Origin of the sequence: Burkholderia sp. E168m22 (assembly GCF_001319805.1) — a bacterium.
Taxonomy (GTDB): Bacteria; Pseudomonadota; Gammaproteobacteria; order Burkholderiales; family Burkholderiaceae; genus Burkholderia; species Burkholderia orbicola.
Genome location: NZ_BBSK01000022.1, coordinates 1 through 22,731, shown reverse-complemented (window position 1 = coordinate 22,731; position 22,731 = coordinate 1). Strand labels below are relative to the sequence as shown.

The following is a 22,731-nucleotide window of genomic DNA, read 5'->3' as shown; positions in this document are numbered from 1 at the left end:
GGCCGCGCGACTTGAAGGCGGCCGGCGTTCCCGGCCGCTCGGTATTTGAAAGGCAGTTCGAGACGAAAGACGACGGCGCGCAACGCGTGCCGGGCGCGCGCATCCGGCGCGGCGCGAATTCGTGATATTTTCATTCAGCGCAGCCGCCCGCAGCAGCGGGCCTCCCGCTGCTGCGCTTCACCGTAGAAAACACAGATGAAACCGGTCATTGCCCTCGTTGGGCGCCCCAATGTGGGGAAATCCACGCTGTTCAACCGGCTCACGCGCTCGCGCGATGCGCTGGTCGCCGACTTGCCCGGCCTGACGCGCGATCGCCATTACGGCGAAGGGCGCGTCGGCGAACGGCCTTACCTGGTCGTCGATACGGGCGGCTTCGAACCCGTCGCGAAGGACGGCATCCTGCACGAAATGGCGCGCCAGACGCGGCAGGCCGTCGAGGAAGCCGACGTCGTCGTGTTCATCGTCGACGGCCGTAACGGGCTCGCGCCGCAGGACAAGTCGATCGCCGACTACCTGCGCAAGACCGGCCGGCCGATCTTCCTGGTCGTCAACAAGGCCGAGGGGATGAAGTACACGGCGGTCGCGACGGACTTCTACGAGCTCGGGCTCGGCGATCCGCGCGCGATCTCGGCCGCGCACGGCGACGGCGTGACCGACATGATCAACGAGGCGCTCGAAGTCGCGTACGCGGGTCAGCCCGAGGAAGCGGACGAGGACGATCCGTCGCGCGGCATCAAAATCGCGATCGTCGGCCGGCCGAACGTCGGCAAGTCGACGCTCGTCAACGCGCTGATCGGCGAAGACCGCGTGATCGCGTTCGACATGCCGGGCACGACGCGCGATTCGATCTACGTCGACTTCGAACGTAACGGCAAGAAATACACGCTGATCGACACGGCCGGCCTGCGCCGCCGCGGCAAGGTGTTCGAGGCGATCGAGAAGTTCTCGGTCGTGAAGACGCTGCAGTCGATCTCCGACGCGAACGTCGTCATTCTTCTGCTGGATGCGCAGCAGGACATTTCCGACCAGGACGCACACATCGCCGGCTTCGTCGTCGAGCAGGGCCGCGCGCTCGTGATCGGCGTCAACAAATGGGACGGTCTCGACGACCACGCGCGCGACCGCGCGAAAGCGGATTTGACCCGCAAGCTGAAATTCCTCGACTTCGCGAAATCGCACTTCATTTCGGCCGCGAAGAAGACGGGCATCGGCGCGCTGATGCGCTCGGTCGACGACGCGTACGCGGCCGCGATGGCGAAGCTGCCGACGCCGAAGCTCACGCGCGCGCTGATCGAGGCCGTCGAGTTCCAGCAGCCGCGCCGTCGCGGCCCGGTGCGTCCGAAGCTGCGCTATGCGCACCAGGGCGGCCAGAATCCGCCGATCATCGTGATCCACGGCAACGCGCTCGACGCGGTGACGGAAACGTACAAGCGTTACCTCGAAAACCGATTCCGCGAAACTTTCTCGCTGACCGGGACTCCATTGCGCATAGAGTTCCGTTCGTCGAACAACCCGTACGCGGACAAGGGCTGAAGCACGCCCCGCAAGGCATCGGCCCCATGGCCAGTGGCCGGGCGGGGCAGGCAAAATCAGCTATAGTGTAGCGATTGGCGCCGGATCTCTTTTTCTTCGTCGCCAATCCAGATCAACCTGCAAAAAAAGATGGAGTACGCCATGAGCAACAAAGGGCAATTGTTACAAGACCCGTTTTTGAACGCACTGCGCAAAGAGCACGTTCCCGTTTCGATCTACCTCGTCAACGGCATCAAGCTTCAAGGGAACATTGAATCGTTCGACCAGTACGTCGTGTTGCTCCGTAATACGGTGACCCAGATGGTTTACAAGCACGCCATCTCGACGGTCGTGCCGGCGCGCCCGGTGAATTTCCACCCGGACGCGGAAGCCTCGTCCTAACTTATCGCAGCGGCCGGCATCCGGTCGCCGCGAGCGACCGATGCCAGCCGCCTTATCTTGACACCCGATAATTTGATCAACGCAGCGCTCGTCGGCATCGATTTCGGCAAGACCGATTTCGAAGCCAGTCTCGAAGAACTCAGTCTTCTCGCCTCCAGCGCGGGGGCCCGTCCCGCCGTCACCCTCACCGGTCGTCGCGCCAGTCCCGATGCCAAGATGTTCATCGGCAGCGGCAAAGCCGATGAATTGCGGCTTGCCTGCGACGCGCACAACGTCGAAATCGTCATCTTCAACCACGCGTTGGCGCCCGCCCAGCAACGCAATCTGGAGCAGGCACTTAACAGGCGCGTGGTCGATCGCACGAGCCTCATCCTCGACATTTTCGCGCAGCGTGCCCGCAGCCACGAAGGCAAGCTGCAGGTGGAGCTCGCGCAACTTCAATACCTGTCGACCCGGCTCATTCGCGCGTGGACCCACCTCGAGCGGCAAAAGGGCGGTATCGGCCTGCGCGGCCCCGGCGAAACCCAGCTCGAAACCGACCGTCGGCTGATCGGCGAACGCATCAAGATGCTGAAGTCGCGGCTCGATCGGCTGCGCCGCCAGCACAGCACGCAGCGCCGGCAGCGCGCGCGCAGCGGCACGATGTCGGTGTCGCTCGTCGGCTATACGAACGCGGGCAAGTCGACGTTGTTCAATGCGCTGACGAAAGCGCAGGCATACGCGGCCGACCAGCTGTTCGCCACGCTCGATACGACGTCGCGGCGCGTGTATCTCGGCGACGAGGTCGGTCAGATCGTGGTGTCCGATACGGTCGGGTTCATCCGCGAGCTGCCTCACCAGCTCGTCGCGGCGTTCCGCGCGACCCTCGAGGAAACGATCCATGCGGATCTGTTGCTGCACGTGGTCGATGCGTCGAGCGCGGTCAGGCTCGAGCAGATCGAGCAGGTCAACGGCGTGCTGCACGAGATCGGCGCGGACACGATCCGACAGGTGCTGGTGTTCAACAAGATCGACGCCGTGCCCGAGCTGGCGGCCCGCGGCGACGCGGTCGAGCGGGACGAGTATGGTAATATTTCGCGCGTCTTTTTGAGCGCACGCACCGGTCAGGGTCTTGATACGTTGCGTGCCGCCATCGCCGAAATCGCCTCCGCGGAACACCTTTCCAGCGCGACGTTACCCGACGCGCTCGATGGCACGTCCGCTGAACCACACGAAGACCACGCGATTTCCGAACACGGGCGCTAACCGGTCCCGGCCGGTTCGCCGGCGTCCAATCTGGTGAACAAACTCTGGTGAACGAATACAACGAGCGGAGTACCTGGCGGCGGATGCGCGCCTTGCTGTCGATCAACGATCCCCGCTGGGGACGCGGCGAAGGCAATGGCAAGGACGGGTCCCGCCCGCGCGCGAACGAATCGAAGCGTCCGCAAGGCGGCGACGGCGATGGTCCGCCCGATCTCGACGAGATGTGGCGCAACTTCAACCGGCGCCTGAGCGGCCTGTTCGGCGGCAAGGGCGGCAACGGCTTCCGTCCCGACAACGGCCGGGCCGCACGGGTCGGCGTCGGCATCGTGATCGGCGTACTGGTCGCGGTGTATGCGGGCAGCGGGCTGTTCGTCGTGCAGGAAGGCCAGACGGGCGTCGTGCTGCAGCTCGGCAAGCTGTCGGGCACGGTCGGCCAGGGCGTGCATTGGCGCGCGCCGTATCCGTTCGCGTCGCACGAGATCGTCGACACGTCGCAGGTGCGCTCGATCGAGATCGGCCGCAACAACGTCGTGCGCCTTGCAAACGTGAAGGAAGCCGCGATGCTGACGCGCGATGCCGACATCGTCGACGTGCGCTTCATCGTCCAGTACCGGATTCGTTCCGCCACCGATTACCTGTTCCGCAGCGTCGATCCCGAACGCAGCGTGTCGCAGGCCGCGCAGGCCGCGGTGCGCGCGATCGTCGGCACGCGTAGCGCGGCCGACATGCTGAACCAGGATCGCGATGCGCTGCGCGAGCAGCTTTCCACCGCGATCCAGCGCGACCTCGACCGCTACCAGTCGGGGCTCGAGGTGACGGCCGTCACGATGCAGAGCGTCGCGGCGCCCGAGCAGACCCAGGCCGCGTACGCCGAAGTCGCGAAGGCGCGGGACGAGCGCGAGGCCGCGAAGCGCGCCGCGCAGGCGTATGCAAGCGACCTGCTGCCGAAGGCGCAGGGCGATGCGGCGAAGCTCATCGACGAAGCGAAGGCGTATGCCGATCGCGTGGTCACCGAAGCCGAAGGCGACGCGGACCGCTTCAAGCAGGTCTACGCGCAGTATTCGAAGGCGCCGGCGGTCATCCGCGAGCGGATGTACCTCGAGACGATGCAGGAAATCTATTCGAACGCGACGAAGGTGTTCGTCGGCAACAAGGGCGGCAACAGCGTCGTGTATCTGCCGCTCGACAAGCTCGTCGAGCAGGGGCGGCAAAACGCCGCGGCGTCGACCGGCGCATCCGCGCCCGATGCGGCGTCGGCACCGGCCGCAACGGCGCCCTCGGCAGCCGCTGCCGCGCCGGCGAGCGCCGCACCGGCCGCCACCGCGTCGGGTGTCGACGTGCTGCGATCGCGGGACGCGTTTCGCAGCCGGTCGCGTGAAGACGATACGAAGTAACGGGGAGCGCAGAACATGAACCGAATCATTGCGCTCGTCGTCGCAATCGTGATCGTTGCCTTCGCGGCATCGTCGACGGTCCTGACCGTCGATCCGCGCCATGCGGCCGTGCTGTCGGGCCGCGACGGTACGCAGCCGGAGCTCGCGGGCCCCGGCGTCCACTTCAAGCTGCCGCCGCCGCTGCAGACGGCCACGCTGATCGACACGCGCCTGCAGTCGCTCGAGTCGGCCGATCCGCTGCAGCTGGCAACCGAAGACAAGCATGACCTGCTCGTCGCGTATGCGGTGAAGTACCGGATCAGCGATCCGATGAAATATTTCACGGCGACGGGCGGCGATCCGGCCGCGGCGGTCGAACGACTGTCGGGCGCGCTGAAGAGCGCGCTCGGCGACGCATTCGGCAAGCGCGCGCTCGACGATGCCCTCGGCGGTCAGCGTGCGATCGCCGATGCGGCGCGCGATACGGCGAAGGCGCAAGCGTCCGGTTTCGGCGTCGACGTCGTCGACGTCCAGCTGACGCGGGTCGACCTGCCGGCCGCGCAGACGGACGCCGTCTATCAACGGATGATCGGCGCGTTGCGCGACCAGGCGGCCCAGGTGCGTGCGCAAGGCGCGGCCGACGTCGAGCAGATCAAGGCCGACGCCGAACGCGAGCAGCAGGCCGTGCTTGCGAACGCATACAAGTCCGCGCAGACGATCAAGGGCGAGGGCGATGCGAAGGCCGCGACGATCGCCGCCGATGCGTTCGGCCGCGATCCGCAGTTCTATCAGTTCTACGCGAGCCTGCAGGCCTACCGGAATACGTTCAAGCGCAACGACATCATCGTCGTCGATCCCGACAGCGAGTTCTTCCGCTTCATGCGCAGCCCGACGGGCGGTGCCGCACCGGCGGCGCCTGCTCCCCGCAAACATTGACCTTGGGGCGCCGCGTCGAGCGGCGCCGTCGCTCGCATGGACCTGGCTGGCTCGTTGTTGCTCGCAGTAGCGCTGATGCTGATCATCGAGGGGGCGTTCCCCTTCGTGTTTCCCGTCGCCTGGCGCGACACGTTTCGTAGAATAGCCGAGCGGCCGCCGCATCATATCCGGATCGGCGGGCTGATCGTGATGGTGCTCGGGCTCGTGCTGCTGCTGCTCGCGACCTGACGGAGCCCCGATCCGGACGGCGCATCCGCCGTTCGTCCCGCCCGATTTCGAAGTTCCGATTCAACTCGCGGCGCGCGTGTCGCGCGCCGTTTCCCGTCGTAGGACCGTACCGATGTCGACCTGGTTACTTCCCGAGAATATCGCCGACGTGCTGCCGTCGGAAGCGCGCAAGATCGAGGAGCTGCGCCGCAGGCTGCTCGACCGCTTCCGTTCGTACGGCTACGAAATGGTGATGCCGCCGCTGCTCGAGTATCTCGAATCGCTGCTGACGAGCGGCGGCGCCGATCTGCGCCTGCGCACCTTCAAGCTGGTCGACCAGTTGTCGGGTCGCACGCTCGGCCTGCGCGCGGACATCACGCCCCAGGTCGCGCGGATCGACGCGCACCTGTTGAATCGTCAGGGCGTGACGCGCCTCTGCTATGCGGGCCACGTGATGCATACGCGTCCGCGCGGGCTGCACGCGACCCGCGAGCAGATCCAGATCGGCGCCGAAATCTACGGGCACGCGGGGCTGGAAGCCGATCTCGAGATCCAGCAACTGATGCTCGACGCGCTGCACCTCGCGGGCCTGTCGCGCATCCGCCTCGACCTCGGTCACGCGGGCGTGCTCGCGGCGCTGCTGGCGCGCGACGCGCAGGCCGCCGAGCGCGGCGAGTCGCTGTACGACGCGCTGTCGGGCAAGGACGTGCCGCTGCTGAACGAACTCACCGACGATCTCGGCGCCGACACGCGTGCCGCGCTGCGCGCGCTGCCGAACCTCTACGGCGACGCGAGCGTGCTCGCCGAGGCGCGCACGCGCCTGCCGGTGCTGCCGGAAATCACGCGGGCGCTCGACGATCTCGCGCAGCTTGCGTCGCAGGCGAAGGGCGTCGAAGTCGCGATCGATCTCGCCGACCTGCGCGGTTACGCGTATCACAGCGGCGCGATGTTCAGCGCCTACATCGACGGCGTGCCGAACGCGATCGCGCGCGGCGGCCGTTACGACCACGTGGGGCAGGCCTATGGCCGCTCCCGTCCGGCAACCGGCTTCTCGCTCGATCTGCGCGAGCTCGCACGGATTTCGCCGGTCGAGGCGCGCGGCACCGCGATTCTTGCGCCGTGGGCGCAGGACGACGCGCTGGGCGCGGCGGTCGCGGCGCTGCGCGATGCGGGCGAGGTCGTGATCCAGGCGCTGCCGGGCCACGACCACGTGCTCGACGAATTCGCATGCGATCGTTCGCTCGTCGAGCGCAACGGCGCATGGGTGGTCGAACCCCGATAAAGAGGCGTTCGCGGGCCGTGCTTCGGCGTGCATATCGTTGAAGCGAAACGGAAAAATTCGGAATCGCCCGCGAACATAGGTAGAATACGTTTTTAACCAGCTAACGAATCAACATGTCTGCCAGCGCAGTGAACGTGACTCCCGGGCGCAATGTCGTCGTCGTGGGAACGCAATGGGGTGATGAAGGCAAGGGCAAGATCGTCGACTGGCTGACGGACCACGCTCAGGGCGTCGTGCGTTTCCAGGGCGGTCACAACGCCGGCCACACCCTCATCATCGGCGGCAAGAAAACGATCTTGCGCCTCATTCCGTCGGGCATCATGCGTGAAGGCGTCGCCTGCTACATCGGCAACGGCGTCGTTCTGTCCCCCGAAGCACTGTTCAAGGAAATCGGCGAGCTCGAAGAAGCCGGCGTGAACGTGCGCGACCGTCTGTTCATCTCCGAAGCCACGACGCTGATCTTGCCGTACCACATCGCGATCGACCAGGCGCGCGAAGCGCGCAAGGGCGCGGGCAAGATCGGCACGACGGGCCGCGGCATCGGCCCTGCGTACGAAGACAAGGTCGGCCGCCGCGCGCTGCGCGTGCAGGACCTGTTCGACGCGAAGACCTTCGCCGATCGCCTGCGCGAAAATCTCGATTACCACAACTTCGTGCTGACCCAGTATCTGGGCGGCGCGGCCGTCGACTTCCAGGCCACGCTCGATACGATGCTCGGCTATGCCGACCGCCTGAAGCCGATGGTGGCCGACGTGTCGCGCCGCCTGTACGACGCGAACAATGCGGGCCAGAACCTGCTGTTCGAAGGTGCGCAAGGCACGCTGCTCGACATCGACCACGGCACCTATCCGTTCGTCACGTCGAGCAACTGCGTCGCCGGTGCGGCGTCGGCTGGCGCGGGCGTCGGTCCGCAGAAGCTCAACTACATTCTGGGCATCACGAAGGCGTATTGCACGCGCGTCGGCTCGGGCCCGTTCCCGAGCGAGCTGTACGATGCGGACAACCCGCAGCGCCAGGACCAGATCGGCGTCACGCTCGCGAACGTCGGCAAGGAATTCGGCTCGGTCACCGGCCGTCCGCGCCGCACCGGCTGGCTCGATGCGGCTGCGCTGCGCCGCTCGATCCAGATCAACGGCGTGTCGGGCCTGTGCATGACGAAGCTCGACGTGCTCGACGGCCTCGACGAAGTGAAGCTGTGCGTCGGCTACAAGGTCGACGGCAAGGACGTGGACATCCTGCCGCGTGGCGCGGTCGATGTCGCGCGTTGCGAACCGGTGTACGAGACGTTCGCCGGCTGGAAGGAAAGCACGGTCGGGATCAACACGTGGGACGCACTGCCGGCGAACGCGCAGGCCTACCTCGCACGCGTCCAGGAAGTGGCTGGCGTGCCGGTCGACATGGTGTCGACGGGCCCGGACCGCGACGAAACGATCCTGCTCCGCCATCCGTTCAAGGTGTAATTCCGAGATGACGCAGCAAATCACGATGACGGCGGCAGACTTGATGACCGATCCGCGCAACGACGACAAGAACCTGTGGGTAGGCTGGGACGAGTATCATCGTCTGATCGAGCTGCTCGCGCTCCAGGTGCACGCCTCCGGCTGGAAGTTCGACCAGATCCTGTGCCTCGCGCGCGGCGGCCTGCGCGTCGGCGACCAGCTGTCGCGCATCTATGACGTGCCGCTCGCGATTCTCGCGACGAGCTCGTACCGGGAAGCGGCCGGCACCGAGCAGGGCGAGCTCGACATCGCGCAGTACATCACGATGACGCGCGGCCATCTCGCGGGCAACGTGCTGCTGGTCGACGACCTCGTCGATTCCGGCGTCACGCTCGCACGCGTGCAGGAGCATCTGAAGGAGCGCTATCCGGCGGTCACGGCCGTACGTTCGGCCGTGCTCTGGTACAAGGGTTGCTCGAAGGTCAAGCCCGACTATCACACGCAGTTCCTGCCGACGAATCCGTGGATTCATCAGCCGTTCGAGGAGTGGGACACGGTTCGTCCGCACAACCTCGAGGCGTGGATCAAGCGCGGTCGCGCACAGCGCGACGGTTCGGGCGCGTAAGCGGCCGGCCGATCGAAGGAAAGCCTTGGTACGGCGCCGCTTGCGGCGCCGTTTTTCATTGGCGCGCGCGTGGCGCCACGCGGGGCGCCTTGCGGACCCGATAGGCAGGCGGCGCGGCCCCGGCTATGATGGCAGCCCTGCCACAGGTCGCGCCGGATTGCATGCGCAGCGTGGATCACGTGGTTCCACGGCAACACGGCAGGGCGGCGTTTCACGGGGGCGCGAGTAGAATAGCGCTCGTTTTGTCCGACCCGGACCCGATTATTACGCTTCATATGAACGACACGACTCACGCGACCGACGCCGCACACTCGCCGCATTCGACGCAACAACACTCGATGCGGGCGCTAGCGATAGCAGCCATCGGCGTCGTGTTCGGCGACATCGGTACCAGCCCGCTGTATTCGCTCAAGGAAGCGTTCAGCCCCGCGCACGGCATTCCGCTGACCGAAGGGTCGATTCTCGGCGTGATCTCGTTGCTGTTCTGGGCCATCTTGCTGGTGGTCGGCGTCAAGTACCTGCTGTTCGTGATGCGGGCGGACAACAACGGCGAAGGCGGCGTGCTCGCGCTGATGGCGCTGTCGCTGCGGCCGCTCGATTCGAAAACCCGTGTCGCGGGCGCGCTGATGGCGCTCGGGATATTCGGCGCGTGCATGTTCTACGGGGACGCGGTGATCACGCCGGCGATTTCCGTGATGTCGGCCGTCGAAGGTCTCGAGATCGCGACGCCGCACCTGTCCCATCTCGTGCTGCCGATCACCATCGTGATCCTGATCGCGCTGTTCTGGATCCAGCGGCACGGTACCGCGCTGGTCGGCAAGCTGTTCGGCCCGATCATGGTGCTGTGGTTCGTCGTGATCGCGGCGCTCGGTGTGTACCACATCGTTCGCGTGCCGGGCATCATCGCGGCAATCAATCCGTATTACGCGGCGTCGTTCATGGCCGACCACCTGCTGCAGGCCTACGTCGTGCTCGGCTCGGTCGTGCTGGTGCTGACCGGCGCGGAAGCGCTCTATGCGGACATGGGCCACTTCGGTGCCAAGCCGATCCGGTACGCCGCGTACGGGCTCGTGATGCCGTCGCTCGTGCTGAACTATTTCGGTCAGGGCGCGCTGCTGATCCAGAATCCGAAAGCGATCGAAAACCCGTTCTTCCTGCTGGCACCCGAATGGGGGCTGCTGCCGCTCGTCGTGCTGTCGACGGTCGCGACCGTGATTGCGTCGCAAGCGGTGATTTCCGGCGCGTACTCGCTGACGTCGCAGGCGATCCAGCTCGGCTACGTGCCGCGCATGAAGGTGCTGCATACGTCCGAGCTCGCGATCGGCCAGATCTACGTGCCGGTCGTGAACTGGCTGCTGCTGGCCGTGATCCTCTGTATCGTCGTCGGTTTCAAGAGCTCGGACAACCTCGCGGCTGCGTACGGCATCGCGGTGACGGCGACGATGGTGATCACGACCGTGCTCGCGTGCGTCGTGATGGTGAAGGTGTGGAACTGGAACCGGCTGCTGGTCGGCGCGATCATCGCGGTGTTCCTTGCGATCGACCTCGGCTTTTTCGGCGCAAACCTGCTGAAGGTCGCGCAGGGCGGCTGGCTGCCACTCGGCATCGGCGCGTTGCTGTTCTTCCTGCTGATGACCTGGTACAAGGGGCGTCACATCGTCAAGGAACGCACGGCGGCCGACGGTATTCCGCTGGAGCCGTTCCTGCAGGGGCTGCTCGCGCATCCGCCGCACCGGGTGTCCGGCACCGCGATCTACCTGACCGGCAACGACAAGCTCGTCCCCGTCAGCCTGCTGCACAACCTGAAGCACAACAAGGTCCTGCACGAGCGGACCATTTTCCTGACGTTCGTCACGCGCGACATTCCGTACGTGCGCGACGACAAGCGCCAGAGCGCGCGCGACGCGGGCGGCGGGCTGTACATCGTCAAGGCCGAGTACGGCTTCAACGAGACGCCGGACGTGAAGGCCGTGCTCGAGGAATTCGGCCGGACGCACGACATGACGTTCGAGCTGATGGACACGTCGTTCTTCCTCGCGCGCGAAACGGTCGTGCCGACGCATTTGCCGGGGATGTCGATCTGGCGCGAGCGCGTATTCGCGTGGATGCACCAGAATGCCGCGAAGCCGACCGATTTCTTCGCGATTCCGGCGAACCGCGTCGTCGAGCTCGGGACGAAGATCGAGATCTGACGAGCGCGGCGCGCGCCGCGTTTGTCCAGATAATGAAAAAGCCCGCCTTTCGGCGGGCTTTTTTGTACGTCGACGGCTGTTCGCGTGCTCAGCGCTTCAGCTTCGCGAATGCCGCGGCCATCGCGCCGGCCGGCTCCGGTTCGCGCGAACGCTGCGGGCGGGCGGCGCCGCGCCCCGCATTGCCGCGATCCTGGCCGCCGCGCGAGGTCATGCCGGGCGCTGCCGCGTCGTCGTCGAGGCGCATCGTCAGCGCGATGCGCTGGCGCTTCACGTCGACGTCGATCACCTTCACCTTGACGACCTGGCCGGCCTTCACGACTTCGTGCGGGTCCTTGATGAACTTCGTCGACATCGCCGACACGTGGACGAGGCCGTCCTGGTGCACGCCGATATCCACGAACGCGCCGAACGCCGCGACGTTCGTCACGACGCCTTCGAGCATCATGCCCGGCACGAGGTCCGAGACCTTCTCGACGCCTTCGCGGAACGTGGCCGTCTTGAATTCCGGACGCGGATCGCGGCCCGGTTTCTCCAGTTCGGCCAGGATGTCGCGCACGGTCGGCAGGCCGAAACGTTCGTCAACAAATTCCGTCGGCGACAGACCCGACAGCGCTTCGCGGTTGCCGAGCACGTCGTCGATGCGCTTGTTGATCTTCGCGAGCATCCGCTCGACGACCGGATACGCTTCCGGGTGCACCGACGAGCGGTCGAGCGGGTTCTCGCCGCCGTTGATGCGCAGGAAGCCGGCGGCCTGTTCGAAAGTCTTGTCGCCGAGGCGCGGCACCTTGCGCAGGTGCTCGCGCGACGGGAACGGGCCGTTTGCATCGCGATAGTCGACGATGTTGCGCGCGAGCGTCGCGTTCAGGCCCGACACGCGGGCGAGCAGCGGGGCCGACGCGGTGTTCGCGTCGACGCCGACCGCGTTCACGCAATCCTCGACGACCGCGTCGAGCGAGCGGGCGAGTTCGCGCTGGTTCACGTCGTGCTGGTACTGGCCGACGCCGATCGCCTTCGGCTCGATCTTCACGAGCTCGGCGAGCGGGTCCTGCAGGCGGCGGGCGATCGACACGGCGCCGCGCAGCGACACGTCGAGATCCGGGAATTCCTTCGCGGCGAGCTCGGACGCCGAGTAGACCGACGCGCCGGCCTCCGACACGACGATCTTCTGCAGGCGCAGCTCCGGGTGTTTCGCGATCAGTTCGCTCGCGAGCTTGTCGGTTTCGCGCGATGCGGTGCCGTTGCCGATGCTGATCAGCTCGGCCTGCGTCTGCGCGGCGATGCGCGCGAGTTTCGCGATCGAGCCGTCCCAGTCGCGGCGCGGCTCGTGCGGGTAGATCGTGTCGGTCGCGAGCACCTTGCCGGTGCGGTCGACGACCGCGACCTTCACGCCCGTACGCAGGCCGGGGTCGAGGCCGATCACGGCCTTCGGGCCGGCCGGCGCGGCCAGCAGCAGGTCGTTCAGGTTGCGCGCGAACACGCGGATCGCTTCGGTTTCGGCCGTTTCGCGCAGCTGCGTGAGCAGTTCGTTCTCGATATGCGGCTGCACCTTCACGCGCCAGCACCAGCGGCAGACGTCGGACAGCCATTTGTCGGCCGGGCGATTCTGGTTCGCGATGCCGAAATGGCGCGCGATCATCGCCTCGCCGGGATGCGGCACCTGCGCGTCAAGCTCTTCGCCGAGGCCGAGCTTGATCGTCAGCACGCCGGCGTTGCGGCCGCGGAACAGCGCGAGCGCACGGTGCGACGGCACGGTCTTGATCGTTTCCGCGTAGTCGTAATAGTCGCGGAATTTCTCGCCTTCCTCGTTTTCCTTGCCCTCGACGACGGCCGACGACACGACGCCCTGGTTGTGCAGGTAGTCGCGCAGCTTGCCGAGCAGTTCCGCCGTCTCGCCGAACTGTTCGGACAGGATGTCGCGCGCGCCGTCGAGCGCGGCCTTCACGTCGGCGACGCCCTTGTCGGCGTCGACATACGCGGCCGCCTCGGCCTGCGGGTCGAGCAGCGGGTTCGCGAGCAGCGCCTGCGCGAGCGGCTCGAGGCCGGCTTCGCGGGCGATCTGTGCGCGCGTGCGGCGCTTCGGCTTGTACGGCAGATAAAGGTCTTCGAGCACCTGTTTGCTGTCGGCCGCGTCGATCGCGGCACGCAGTTCGTCGGTCAGCTTGCCCTGTTCGTCGATGCTCGACAGGATCGCGGCGCGGCGATCCTCGAGTTCGCGCAGATACAGGAGGCGTTCCTCGAGGTTGCGCAGCTGCGTGTCGTCCAGGTTGCCGGTCACTTCCTTGCGGTACCGGGCAATGAACGGAACGGTCGAGCCTTCGTCGAGGAGTTGCACGGCCGCCGCGACCTGGCGCGGCTGGACGGACAGTTCGGTGGCGATGCGCTGTACGATCTTGAGTGCTACGGTTTCCGTCATGTCGTGGATGGTCTGTCTGCCTGCTGAAATCGCGGCGCGGGCCGGCAGGCCCGAAGCGGCGGGCTGCCCGGCGGGCCCGACGGGCCAGAGGCCGCGGGTGAATGAAGCGGGGCATTTTGCCATAAATGGCGGAGCGTCCAGCCGGGGGTGATAGAATTTGACACATGTCCCGCAGCTTTCCTACGACGTTGCCAACTTCCCGCATTTCTCTCGTCGCGCTCGGCGCAGCGCTCGCCGCGGCTTTGTCTGCCGGGCCTTCCGGTGCATTTGCGCAGGCCACTGGCGCCAGCGCGCCGGACACCGGCGCGTCCGCACCCGCTGCAGCCTCCGCCGCCCCGGATTTCGACGCCCGTCAAAAAGTGCTCAATCAACGCTCCGCGGAAAACGATTATCGTTATGCGGTGGCGGAGCACGATTGTTACAGCAAGTTCTTCGTCAACCACTGTCTCGGCAAGGCACGCGACCAGATGCGCGAGGAGCGGGCGAGCATTCGCCAGGAACAGCTCGCGCTGAACGACGAGCAGCGCGCGGTGCGGGCGCAGCAGCGCGACCAGCAGCAGGCGTTGAAGCAGGCCCGGAACGAGGCGGAAGCGCCGCAGCGGGCGGCGAACGACGCGGCGAACGCGGCTGCATTCCGCGACAAGCAGGAGCAGAATGCACTGAAGCAGGCGCAGCGCGGCGCGGAAGGGCCACAACGCGCGGCGAGCAAGCAGGCATACGACCAGAAGCAGGCGGATTTCCAGCGCAAGCTCGACCAGGCGCACCAGCAGGCGGCGCAGAAGGCGCAGGAGCGGGCGGACAACGCCACGCGCTACGAGCAGAAGCAGAAGGAAGCCGCGCAGCACAAGGCCGATGTCGAGCGGCGTCAGCAGGAAGCGGCCGAGAAGGCCAGGCAGCAGCAACAGCAGGGGCAGTAACGTGTTGAATTGATCGGGATCAGTCTCGGGCGCGTCGGCACGCCAGTCGTCGCGCTGCTTCGATGAGGAGGCAAGTATGCAAAACCGTCACACGGAACAGCAGCAGGAATTGCACAACCGTTTGGCTGCATTGCAGGAGCAGCACCAGCAGCTCGCTCGGGAGATCGAGCTGAAGGAAGGACACTCCGACATCGACGACATCACGCTGCACCGGCTGAAGAAGGAAAAGCTGGCGGCCAAGGACAAAATCATTTTGCTGCAATCGCAGCTCGAACCGGATAAGCGCGCCTGAGCGCGGCCTGGCAAGCGCCGGCGCCGCCCGGGCGCTGGACACAGGAACGCTTGCCTTGAATTCACCGCTTGAAGCCACCCCCGATGCCCGGCGTGACACGACGTCCGCCGGGCGCGTTCGTGCGTCCGAAGGCACCTTTGAGCTGAGCCGCAAGCGCGTCGACGAGCTCGACACGATCTTTGGCGAAGGCGGGTTGCTGGCGCGCTCGCTCGATGGGTACCGGCCGCGTACGTCACAGATCGAGATGGCGCGCGCGGTCGCGTCCGCGATGGAGGCATCCGCGCGCCGGATGCCCGAGCCCGAGATCTTCGAAACCCGCAAGCGGCCGGCACGCCGCTTGGGCGACGCCGACAAGACGGCCGGGGCGGCCGCGGACGATGCCGCGGCAACCGAATCCGACAGCGACGCAGGCGACAACACACTGATCGTCGAGGCCGGCACGGGTACCGGCAAGACCTACGCGTATCTGGTGCCCGCAATGCTGTGGGGCGGCAAGGTGATCGTGTCGACCGGCACGAAGCACTTGCAGGATCAGCTGTTCCAGCGCGACATCCCGACCGTGCGCAATGCGCTCGCGGTGCCGGTGTCGGTCGCGATGCTCAAGGGCCGCGCCAACTACCTGTGCCACTACTACCTGCAGCGCACGGCCGACAACGGCCGGCTGCCGTCGCGGCAGGACACGGCCTATCTGCAGGAAATCGTCCGCTTCGCGAAGATCACGAAGAGCGGCGACAAGGCCGAACTCGCGAGCGTGCCGGAAAACGCGCCCGTGTGGTCGATGGTCACGTCGACGCGCGACAACTGCCTCGGCCAGGAATGCCCGCACTACAAGGAATGCTTCGTGATGCAGGCGCGGCGCGAGGCGCAGCAGGCCGACATCGTCGTCGTCAACCATCACCTGTTCTTCGCGGACATCATGCTGCGCGACACGGGGATGGCCGAGCTGCTGCCGAACGCAAACACGATCATCTTCGACGAAGCGCATCAGCTGCCGGAGACGGCGACGCTGTTCTTCGGCGAGACGCTGTCGACGACGCAGATCCTCGAACTCGCGCGCGACACGGTCGCCGAAGGCCTGAGCCATGCGCGCGACGCGGTCGAGTGGGTGAAGCTCGGCGGCGATCTCGAGCGCGCGGCGCGCGACTTGCGCCTGGCGTTCGCCGACGGCCAGATCGTGCGCATGTCGCTTGCGCAGCTCGGCGACGATCACCCGATGTTCGGTGCGCTCGACGCGCTCGACGTGGCGCTCGATGCGCTCGCCTCGGCGCTCGCGAGCCAGGCCGAGCGCGCGGAATCGCTCGGCGCGTGCCTGCGGCGCGCGCGCGAGCTGCAGGACCTGCTGGCCGGCTGGGTCGCGCCCGGCGCGGCGGAAGCGGCCGCGCAAGCCGACGCGGCAGCGGCGGGCGACAAGGCGGCAGCCGACGGCGATCCGAACGAGAAGGTGCGCTGGGTCGAGGTGTTCGCGCATACCGTCCAGCTGCACGAAACGCCGCTGTCGGTCGCGCCGATCTTCGCGAAGCAGCGTGCGGGCGTGCCGCGTGCATGGGTGTTCACGTCGGCGACGTTGTCGGTGCGCGGCGATTTCACGCACTACGCGGCGCAGATGGGCCTCAGCTCGCGTCGTTCGATGACACTCGCCAGCCCGTTCGATTACCAGTCGCAGGGGCTGCTGTACGTGCCGCGCAACCTGCCGCAGCCGTCTTCGCCGGCGTTTACCGACGCCGTGTTCGATGCCGCGCTGCCGGCGATCGAGGCATCCGGCGGCGGCGTGTTCATGCTGTGCACGACGCTACGTGCGGTCGACCGGATCGCGTCGAAGCTGCGCGACGTGATCGAATCGCGCGGCTGGAACACGCCGCTGCTCGTGCAGGGCGACGCAAGCCGCACCGAGTTGCTCGACCGCTTCCGCGCGTACGGCAATGCGATCCTGGTCGGTAGCCAGAGCTTCTGGGAAGGCGTCGACGTGCGTGGCGATGCGCTGTCGCTGGTCGTGATCGACAAGTTGCCGTTCGCGCCGCCGGACGATCCGGTGCTGGCCGCGCGGCTCGATGCATTGACGAAGAAGGGGCTGAGCCCGTTCGCGGTGCACCAGTTGCCGCAGGCCGTGATCACGCTGAAGCAGGGCGCGGGCCGGCTGATTCGTGCGGAGACGGATCGCGGCGTGCTGATGATCTGCGACACGCGGCTCGTCGACAAGCCGTACGGGCGCCGGATCTGGCAAAGCCTGCCGCCGTTCAAGCGCACGCGCGAGATCGCGGTGGTGCAGGACTTCTTCGACGAGCATCGCTCGGGCAAGCACGCTTGATTGCACGCGCGGCGCTTGTCGCTTGATCGTCCCGGTGCCGCTTGTATGCGGCGCCAATAAAAAACCCGGCTCGATGGCCGGGTTTTTTGTGTGCGCACGGATGTTACATCGCGCCGTGCTTCAGAACTGCCACCATGACTTTTTCGCACCGGGGCGCGAATGGCCCGTCACGTACGGACTGTCGGGGAACGTGCCGGCAAGCACGCGCTTGGTGTCCTCGGCGAGTTCCGGCTGGTTCAGCTTGCCGTACGACAGGATCATGATGTGCAGCGCATCCTCGATCGCCGGCGCGCCCTTGTAGTCCTTGATCGCGAGCTGCGCGCGGTTGATGGCCGCGACATACGCGCCGCGACGGTAGTAGTAGTCGGCCGCGTGCACTTCGTGCGACGCGAGCGCGTTGACGATGTAGCGCATCCGCGCGGCCGCATCGGGCGCGTACTTGCTCTTCGGGAAGCGATCGACCACGACCTTGAACGCATCGTACGATTCGCGCAGCGCCTGCGGATCGCGCTCGCTCATGTCCTGGCCGGAGAAGCGCCCGAACAGGCCGAGATCGTCGTTGAAGTGGATCATCCCCTTCAGGTAGTACGCGTACGGGATGTCCGGATGATCGGGGTGGAGCTGGATGAAGCGATCGACGGCCTGGTCGGCCGCTGCTGCTTCGTTATCCTTCCAGTTGCAGTATGCAACGTTGATCTGCGCTTGCTGCGCGAAATGGCCGAACGGATCGCGGCCTTGCAGCGATTCGAAATATTTCGCGCACTTGCCCCAGTCGCCGCCGGACAGTGCGTCCTGGGCCTCTGAGTATAATTTGTTGTTCGACCAGGTAGCCGTCTCGTCCTGCTTCTGCGGCAAGCCGTGGCAGCCGGCGATGAGGGCCGCGGCCGCTACCGCCGCAGCCCGGGCGGCGACGGTTCTGGCCGTGCGTTTGGTCGAATTCATCATGCTCGCATGTCCTAGCTTCAAGTCTCGGTGACCCAGTCTAAATGACCCGTTCAAGTTCGCAGAATGCCCAGCCGGGCACACCAAATCGCGAAGATTATAGCCCAAGCGATCGGCCCGCCGACGCTGCGTCGGGGGATTCCCTCGATGACGATCTGGCCGGCGACGCGATGCAGCCGCCCGTCGTGCCGTCCGCGGCGGTCGACGAGGCGCCGCGCGTCGTCGAAGTGCCGCTGTCGCTCGCGGGTGAACGCCTCGACAAGGCGCTTGCCCAACTGTTCCCCGAATTCTCGCGCAGCCGCCTGCAGAGCTGGATCGAGGCGCAGCGCGTGCTCGTCGACGGCGCGCCGGCGAAGATCCGTCAGCCGGTGCCGCTCGGCGCGAAGATCGCGCTCGTGCCCGATCTGCTGCCCGAGCAGCTCGCGTTCACGCCGGAGCCCGTGCCGCTCGACGTGATCTACGAGGACGACGCGCTCGTCGTCATCAACAAGCCGGCCGGCCTCGTCGTGCATCCGGCCGCCGGCAACTGGAGCGGCACGATCCTCAACGGTCTGCTGCATCGCTACGGCGACGCGGCGGCCGGCCTGCCGCGCGCGGGGATCGTCCATCGGCTCGACAAGGAAACCTCCGGGTTGATGGTCGTGGCGCGCACGCTGGCGGCGCAGACCGACCTCGTGCGCCAACTGCAGGCCCGCACGGTGAAGCGCCGCTATTTCGCGCTCGTGTGGGGCACGATGCCCGAGGAGGGCACGATCGACGCGCCGATCGGCCGCGATCCGCGCGAGCGTACGCGCATGGCCGTCGTCACCGGCGCGTCTGGCAAGCCCGCGCGCACGCATTTCCGCACGGTTGACACATGCCTGTGGCAACGTCAGCCGGTTTCGGCGATTCAGTGCGATCTCGAAACCGGCCGCACGCACCAGATCCGCGTGCACTGCGCGCACGCCGGGCATCCGCTGCTCGGCGATCCGGTCTACGGGCGGGCGCGCGGCAAGCGCTCGGTCACGCCGCTGCCGGACGGGTTCGCACGACAGGCGCTGCATGCGTGGCGGCTCGGCCTCGTGCATCCGGTCACGGGCAAGGCGATGCAGTGGCGCTGCCCGCTGCCGGACGACATGAACACGCTGGTCGCCGCGCTGGGCTTTGGGCAGGGCGACGAGGAATTCGACGACGACGACGGTGTCTACGACGATGACGACTTCGGCGGCGAGTATCACGACGACGAGCCGTACCTGGACGACGAGGAGGAGTGAGTGCCGATGACGAACCTGGCGCCGTTGACGTGGCAGGACTGCGTGCAGCCCGACTGGCAGGTGTCGCCGCGCGTGCGCGCGCTGATCACGACGCGCGACGGTGGGGTGAGCGAGGGCCCGTACGGGCGCTGGCAGGACGGTGTGGCGCTGCCGGGCGGGATGAATCTCGGCCTGCATACCGGTGACGATCCCGACCATGTCGCCGTCAATCGCGCACGCGTGCTCGCCCTCGCCGGGCAGTCGAGCGCCGCATGGCTCGAGCAGGTTCACGGTGCGCGGATCGTGCAAGCGGACGAGGTGATCGCCGCGGCGCCTGCGGCCACGGCGCCGGTGCAGGCCGACGCGAGCGTCACGAACCAGGCGGGCGCCGTCTGCGTGGTGATGGTGGCGGATTGCCTGCCCGTGCTGCTGTGCGACGCGCAGGGCCGCGCGGTCGGCGCCGCGCATGCGGGCTGGCGCGGGCTTGCGGCCGGCATCGTCGAGCAGACGGCGGCGCGCGTCGCGGCGCTCGCGGGCGGCGCGACGGACGCGCTCCATGCGTATCTCGGCCCGGCGATCGGCCCGCGGGCGTTCGAGGTCGGCGCCGAGGTGCGCGACGCGTTTCTCGACACGGCTGCGCAGTCGGAGCATGATGAAACCCGTCATGCGTTCGTTGCCATCGACGGCGCGCCCGGCAAGTTTCTTGCCGATCTCTACGCGCTCGCGCGCCTGCGACTCGTGCGTGCGGGCGTGGTGCACGTGAGCGGCGGGACGGCCTGCACGGTCGCCGAACCCGCGCGCTTCTATTCGTACCGACGCGACCGTGTGACGGGCCGCATGGCCGCGGCAATCTGGCTGGCCGATTGATCGCATGTGGATGCGCGCCGGTTTTGTTGCGTCGCGAAATCGGGTTATCTCGATATTGAGGCGGCTATGCGGCGTTGCATGCGCAACTGAATGAAAAATCCGGGAGTCAAGTCAAACAAAATGTTTTATGTTTCGCCGGAACCCTTGTCCCGTCTGTCGCGCGCGGATTATCTCCATGAAATGTTCAGTGGTTTGATCGGGCGCTTCACATGGGGAAAACGATAATGATAAAAATACCGCACTGCGGCAGAATCTGGAGACGCCTCTCCAGAGCATGACGGCCCGGCTCGCAGCCGGCACGCCGCGCGCGAGCAGGATTTCACGATTGACGCTCACGAATCACCGGTAAGGCAGGTAATGACAGCATCGAAAAATTCGTCGACGTCCGCGCATGCGGGCACTTCCGCGGGCAGCACCGGTTTCGATCCGGCCGCCCAGCCGATGCAGCAGATGTTCGAGTCGTGGTTGAACGCGTGGCGCGGTTTTGCCGATCCGGCGCGTGCCGCGACGGCCTCGGCCACCGTCAATCCGTTCGCGACATTCCAGTTCCCGACGTCGTTTCCGTTTCAACTGCCGTCGATGCCCGACTTCGGCGCGATGGCGTCGCCGTTCGCGGGGCTGAAGCTGCCGGTCGCCGCGATTCCGCCCGAACGGCTCCAGGCATTGCAGGCCGACTACGCGCGCGATTGCATGACGCTGATGCAGCAGGCGGCCGCCGCGAAGCTCGAGTCGCCGGAGTTGAAAGACCGCCGCTTCAGCGGCGACGCATGGAAGGCGTCGCCCGCGCATGCGTTCGCGGCTGCGTGGTATCTGCTCAACGCGCGCTATCTGCAGGAACTGGCCGACGCGCTTCAGACCGATCCGAAGACGCGCGAGCGCATCCGCTTCACGGTCCAGCAATGGACGGCCGCCGCCGCGCCGAGCAACTTCCTCGCACTCAATCCCGATGCACAGAAATCGATCCTCGAGACGCAGGGCGAAAGCCTGCGGCAGGGGATGATGAACCTGCTCGGCGACCTGCAGCGCGGCAAGATTTCGCAGACCGACGAATCGCAGTTCGTGGTCGGCAAGAACCTCGGGTGTACCGCGGGCGCGGTCGTGTACGAGAACGACCTGATCCAGCTGATCCAGTACACGCCGAAGACGGACAAGGTGTTCGAGCGGCCGCTGCTGATCGTGCCGCCGTGCATCAACAAGTTCTACATCCTCGACCTGCAACCCGAGAATTCGCTCGTCGCGCACGCGCTGTCGAACGGCCATCAGGTATTCCTCGTGTCGTGGCGCAACGCGGATGCGTCGGTCGCGCACAAGACGTGGGACGACTACATGAACGAAGGGCTGCTCGCGGCGATCGACGCGGTGCAGCAGATCAGCGGCCGCGAGCAGATCAACACGCTCGGCTTCTGCGTCGGCGGCACGATGCTCGCGACCGCGCTCGCGGTGCTCGCCGCCCGCGGCGAACATCCGGCCGCATCGATGACGCTGCTCACCGCGATGCTCGACTTCACCGACACGGGCATCCTCGACGTGTTCGTCGACGAGGCGCACGTGCAGATGCGCGAGCAGACCATCGGCGGCAAGAACGGTACGCAACCGGGGCTGATGCGCGGCATGGAGTTCGCGAACACGTTCTCGTTCCTGCGGCCGAACGATCTGGTGTGGAACTACGTCGTCGACAACTACCTGAAGGGCCGCACGCCCGCGCCGTTCGACCTGCTGTACTGGAACAGCGATTCGACGAGCCTGCCGGGCCCGATGTACGCGTGGTACCTGCGCCATACCTATCTCGAAAACAAGCTGCGCGAACCGGGTGCGTTGACCGTGTGCGGCGAATCGGTCGACCTGTCGCTGATCGACGTGCCGACCTTCATCTACGGGTCGCGCGAGGATCACATCGTGCCGTGGCAGACCGCCTACGCATCGACGTCGATCCTGTCGGGTCCGCTGAAATTCGTGCTCGGCGCATCGGGGCACATCGCGGGCGTGATCAATCCGCCGGCGAAGAAGAAGCGCAGCTACTGGGTCAACGAGGGCGACCTGCCCGAATCCGCGGACGACTGGTTTGCCGGGGCGACCGAGCAGCCGGGAAGCTGGTGGACGACGTGGGTCGAGTGGCTCGACGCGTACGGCGGCCGCAAGGTCGCGCCGCCGGCCCAGCCGGGTTCCGCGCAATTCCCGGTGATCGAGCCGGCGCCCGGGCGCTACGTGTTGCAGCGCGATTGACGAAAACCGGACAGCGGCGCACGCTGTCCGGTGCACCGCAGTTTTTTTAACAGGGCCGGTAACGATGCGCCGTGTCGTGCGGGCCTGGAGGAAAGGGAAATGACGGATGTAGTGATCGTATCGGCCGCGCGGACCGCGGTCGGCAAATTCGGCGGCTCGCTCGCGAAGATTGCGGCGCCCGAACTGGGCGCGACGGTGATCCGCGCGGTGCTGGAGCGTGCGGGCGTGAAGCCCGAGCAGGTCAGCGAAGTGATCATGGGTCAGGTGCTGACGGCCGGCTCCGGGCAGAACCCGGCGCGGCAGTCGCTGATCAAGGCGGGGCTGCCG

The 22,731-nt window shown here is 66.5% G+C and carries 18 protein-coding genes and 1 pseudogene; 17 read left to right on the top strand and 2 right to left on the bottom strand.

What is annotated here, in order from left to right; genetic code table 11:
- The first annotated feature begins 195 nt into the window (after positions 1 to 195).
- From der to AP428_RS06565, 10 genes are all read left to right on the top strand, one after another.
- The gene (der, locus tag AP428_RS06610; protein WP_011549692.1) at positions 196 to 1,533 is read left to right on the top strand and encodes a ribosome biogenesis GTPase Der; all 1,338 of its coding nucleotides are present in this window, start codon (positions 196 to 198) and stop codon (positions 1,531 to 1,533) included.
- A gap of 141 nt (positions 1,534 to 1,674) precedes the next feature.
- Entirely contained in the window at positions 1,675 to 1,914 is a 240-nt protein-coding gene (gene hfq / locus AP428_RS06605; protein WP_006399927.1) for an RNA chaperone Hfq, read from the top strand.
- A gap of 72 nt (positions 1,915 to 1,986) precedes the next feature.
- Positions 1,987 to 3,159 (top strand): GTPase HflX, encoded by a 1,173-nt coding sequence (gene hflX / locus AP428_RS06600; RefSeq protein WP_197285586.1) that lies wholly within the window; start codon positions 1,987 to 1,989, stop codon positions 3,157 to 3,159.
- Between the two features lie 47 nt (positions 3,160 to 3,206).
- The gene (gene hflK / locus AP428_RS06595) at positions 3,207 to 4,553 is read left to right on the top strand and encodes an FtsH protease activity modulator HflK (RefSeq protein ID WP_054927893.1); all 1,347 of its coding nucleotides are present in this window, start codon (positions 3,207 to 3,209) and stop codon (positions 4,551 to 4,553) included.
- A 15-nt stretch (positions 4,554 to 4,568) separates the two neighbouring features.
- Positions 4,569 to 5,468 carry a protease modulator HflC gene (gene hflC / locus AP428_RS06590; protein WP_011549694.1) on the top strand — a complete coding sequence of 300 codons (900 nt, stop codon included), beginning with the start codon at positions 4,569 to 4,571 and terminating at the stop codon, positions 5,466 to 5,468.
- 36 nt (positions 5,469 to 5,504) lie between these two features.
- Positions 5,505 to 5,696 (top strand): DUF2065 domain-containing protein, encoded by a 192-nt coding sequence (locus tag AP428_RS06585; protein ID WP_006478685.1) that lies wholly within the window; start codon positions 5,505 to 5,507, stop codon positions 5,694 to 5,696.
- Between the two features lie 112 nt (positions 5,697 to 5,808).
- Positions 5,809 to 6,957, top strand: a complete 1,149-nt coding sequence (locus AP428_RS06580) for an ATP phosphoribosyltransferase regulatory subunit (protein ID WP_011549695.1) — start codon at positions 5,809 to 5,811, stop codon at positions 6,955 to 6,957.
- A 113-nt stretch (positions 6,958 to 7,070) separates the two neighbouring features.
- A complete protein-coding gene (locus AP428_RS06575; RefSeq protein ID WP_006478687.1) occupies positions 7,071 to 8,417 on the top strand; it encodes an adenylosuccinate synthase in 1,347 nt (448 codons plus the stop codon).
- 7 nt (positions 8,418 to 8,424) lie between these two features.
- Positions 8,425 to 9,021, top strand: coding sequence for a phosphoribosyltransferase (locus AP428_RS06570; RefSeq protein ID WP_006478688.1), 597 nt, complete (start codon positions 8,425 to 8,427; stop codon positions 9,019 to 9,021).
- Positions 9,022 to 9,296: 275 nt separating this feature from the next.
- Complete coding sequence (locus tag AP428_RS06565; RefSeq protein WP_006478689.1) at positions 9,297 to 11,213, top strand: potassium transporter Kup; 1,917 nt, start codon at positions 9,297 to 9,299, stop codon at positions 11,211 to 11,213.
- An 88-nt stretch (positions 11,214 to 11,301) separates the two neighbouring features.
- On the opposite strand, the gene AP428_RS06560 is transcribed toward AP428_RS06565, so the two are convergent.
- Positions 11,302 to 13,626 carry a Tex family protein gene (locus AP428_RS06560; RefSeq protein ID WP_011694298.1) on the bottom strand — a complete coding sequence of 775 codons (2,325 nt, stop codon included), beginning with the start codon at positions 13,624 to 13,626 and terminating at the stop codon, positions 11,302 to 11,304.
- A 164-nt stretch (positions 13,627 to 13,790) separates the two neighbouring features.
- Here AP428_RS06560 and AP428_RS06555 point away from each other — a divergent pair, with 164 nt between their 5' ends.
- The 3 genes from AP428_RS06555 (at position 13,791) to AP428_RS06545 (ending at position 17,140) form a co-directional block, all read left to right on the top strand.
- Positions 13,791 to 14,543 carry a hypothetical protein gene (locus tag AP428_RS06555; protein WP_011549698.1) on the top strand — a complete coding sequence of 251 codons (753 nt, stop codon included), beginning with the start codon at positions 13,791 to 13,793 and terminating at the stop codon, positions 14,541 to 14,543.
- A gap of 76 nt (positions 14,544 to 14,619) precedes the next feature.
- Complete coding sequence (locus tag AP428_RS06550; RefSeq protein ID WP_006478692.1) at positions 14,620 to 14,835, top strand: YdcH family protein; 216 nt, start codon at positions 14,620 to 14,622, stop codon at positions 14,833 to 14,835.
- A gap of 55 nt (positions 14,836 to 14,890) precedes the next feature.
- Complete coding sequence (locus tag AP428_RS06545) at positions 14,891 to 17,140, top strand: ATP-dependent DNA helicase (protein WP_054927892.1); 2,250 nt, start codon at positions 14,891 to 14,893, stop codon at positions 17,138 to 17,140.
- Between the two features lie 120 nt (positions 17,141 to 17,260).
- On the opposite strand, the gene AP428_RS06540 is transcribed toward AP428_RS06545, so the two are convergent.
- A complete protein-coding gene (locus AP428_RS06540) occupies positions 17,261 to 18,085 on the bottom strand; it encodes an outer membrane protein assembly factor BamD (protein WP_011549700.1) in 825 nt (274 codons plus the stop codon).
- A 41-nt stretch (positions 18,086 to 18,126) separates the two neighbouring features.
- Between AP428_RS06540 and AP428_RS06535 the strand changes: the two genes are divergently transcribed.
- The 4 genes and pseudogenes from AP428_RS06535 to AP428_RS06520 all read left to right on the top strand — a co-directional run.
- On the top strand, positions 18,127 to 19,335 hold the full coding sequence (locus AP428_RS06535) for an RluA family pseudouridine synthase (RefSeq protein ID WP_006478695.1): 1,209 nt from the start codon (positions 18,127 to 18,129) through the stop codon (positions 19,333 to 19,335).
- Positions 19,336 to 19,341: 6 nt separating this feature from the next.
- Positions 19,342 to 20,181, top strand: a complete 840-nt coding sequence (gene pgeF, locus AP428_RS06530) for a peptidoglycan editing factor PgeF (RefSeq protein ID WP_054927919.1) — start codon at positions 19,342 to 19,344, stop codon at positions 20,179 to 20,181.
- Between the two features lie 357 nt (positions 20,182 to 20,538).
- Complete coding sequence (gene phaC / locus AP428_RS06525; RefSeq protein ID WP_027806063.1) at positions 20,539 to 22,404, top strand: class I poly(R)-hydroxyalkanoic acid synthase; 1,866 nt, start codon at positions 20,539 to 20,541, stop codon at positions 22,402 to 22,404.
- A gap of 99 nt (positions 22,405 to 22,503) precedes the next feature.
- Positions 22,504 to 22,731, top strand: a pseudogene (locus AP428_RS06520) (acetyl-CoA C-acetyltransferase); the annotation flags it as partial.

Coding starts and splice junctions, on each gene's coding strand:
- AP428_RS06535 (WP_006478695.1), top strand. CDS start 18,127: ATGACCCGTTCAAGTTCGCAGAATGCCCAGCCGGGCACACCAAATCGC.
- hfq (WP_006399927.1), top strand. CDS start 1,675: ATGAGCAACAAAGGGCAATTGTTACAAGACCCGTTTTTGAACGCACTG.
- AP428_RS06585 (WP_006478685.1), top strand. CDS start 5,505: ATGGACCTGGCTGGCTCGTTGTTGCTCGCAGTAGCGCTGATGCTGATC.
- AP428_RS06540 (WP_011549700.1), bottom strand. CDS start 18,085: ATGATGAATTCGACCAAACGCACGGCCAGAACCGTCGCCGCCCGGGCT.
- AP428_RS06565 (WP_006478689.1), top strand. CDS start 9,297: ATGAACGACACGACTCACGCGACCGACGCCGCACACTCGCCGCATTCG.
- phaC (WP_027806063.1), top strand. CDS start 20,539: ATGACAGCATCGAAAAATTCGTCGACGTCCGCGCATGCGGGCACTTCC.
- hflC (WP_011549694.1), top strand. CDS start 4,569: ATGAACCGAATCATTGCGCTCGTCGTCGCAATCGTGATCGTTGCCTTC.
- AP428_RS06580 (WP_011549695.1), top strand. CDS start 5,809: ATGTCGACCTGGTTACTTCCCGAGAATATCGCCGACGTGCTGCCGTCG.
- AP428_RS06575 (WP_006478687.1), top strand. CDS start 7,071: ATGTCTGCCAGCGCAGTGAACGTGACTCCCGGGCGCAATGTCGTCGTC.
- AP428_RS06560 (WP_011694298.1), bottom strand. CDS start 13,626: ATGACGGAAACCGTAGCACTCAAGATCGTACAGCGCATCGCCACCGAA.
- pgeF (WP_054927919.1), top strand. CDS start 19,342: ATGACGAACCTGGCGCCGTTGACGTGGCAGGACTGCGTGCAGCCCGAC.
- AP428_RS06555 (WP_011549698.1), top strand. CDS start 13,791: ATGTCCCGCAGCTTTCCTACGACGTTGCCAACTTCCCGCATTTCTCTC.
- AP428_RS06550 (WP_006478692.1), top strand. CDS start 14,620: ATGCAAAACCGTCACACGGAACAGCAGCAGGAATTGCACAACCGTTTG.
- der (WP_011549692.1), top strand. CDS start 196: ATGAAACCGGTCATTGCCCTCGTTGGGCGCCCCAATGTGGGGAAATCC.
- AP428_RS06570 (WP_006478688.1), top strand. CDS start 8,425: ATGACGCAGCAAATCACGATGACGGCGGCAGACTTGATGACCGATCCG.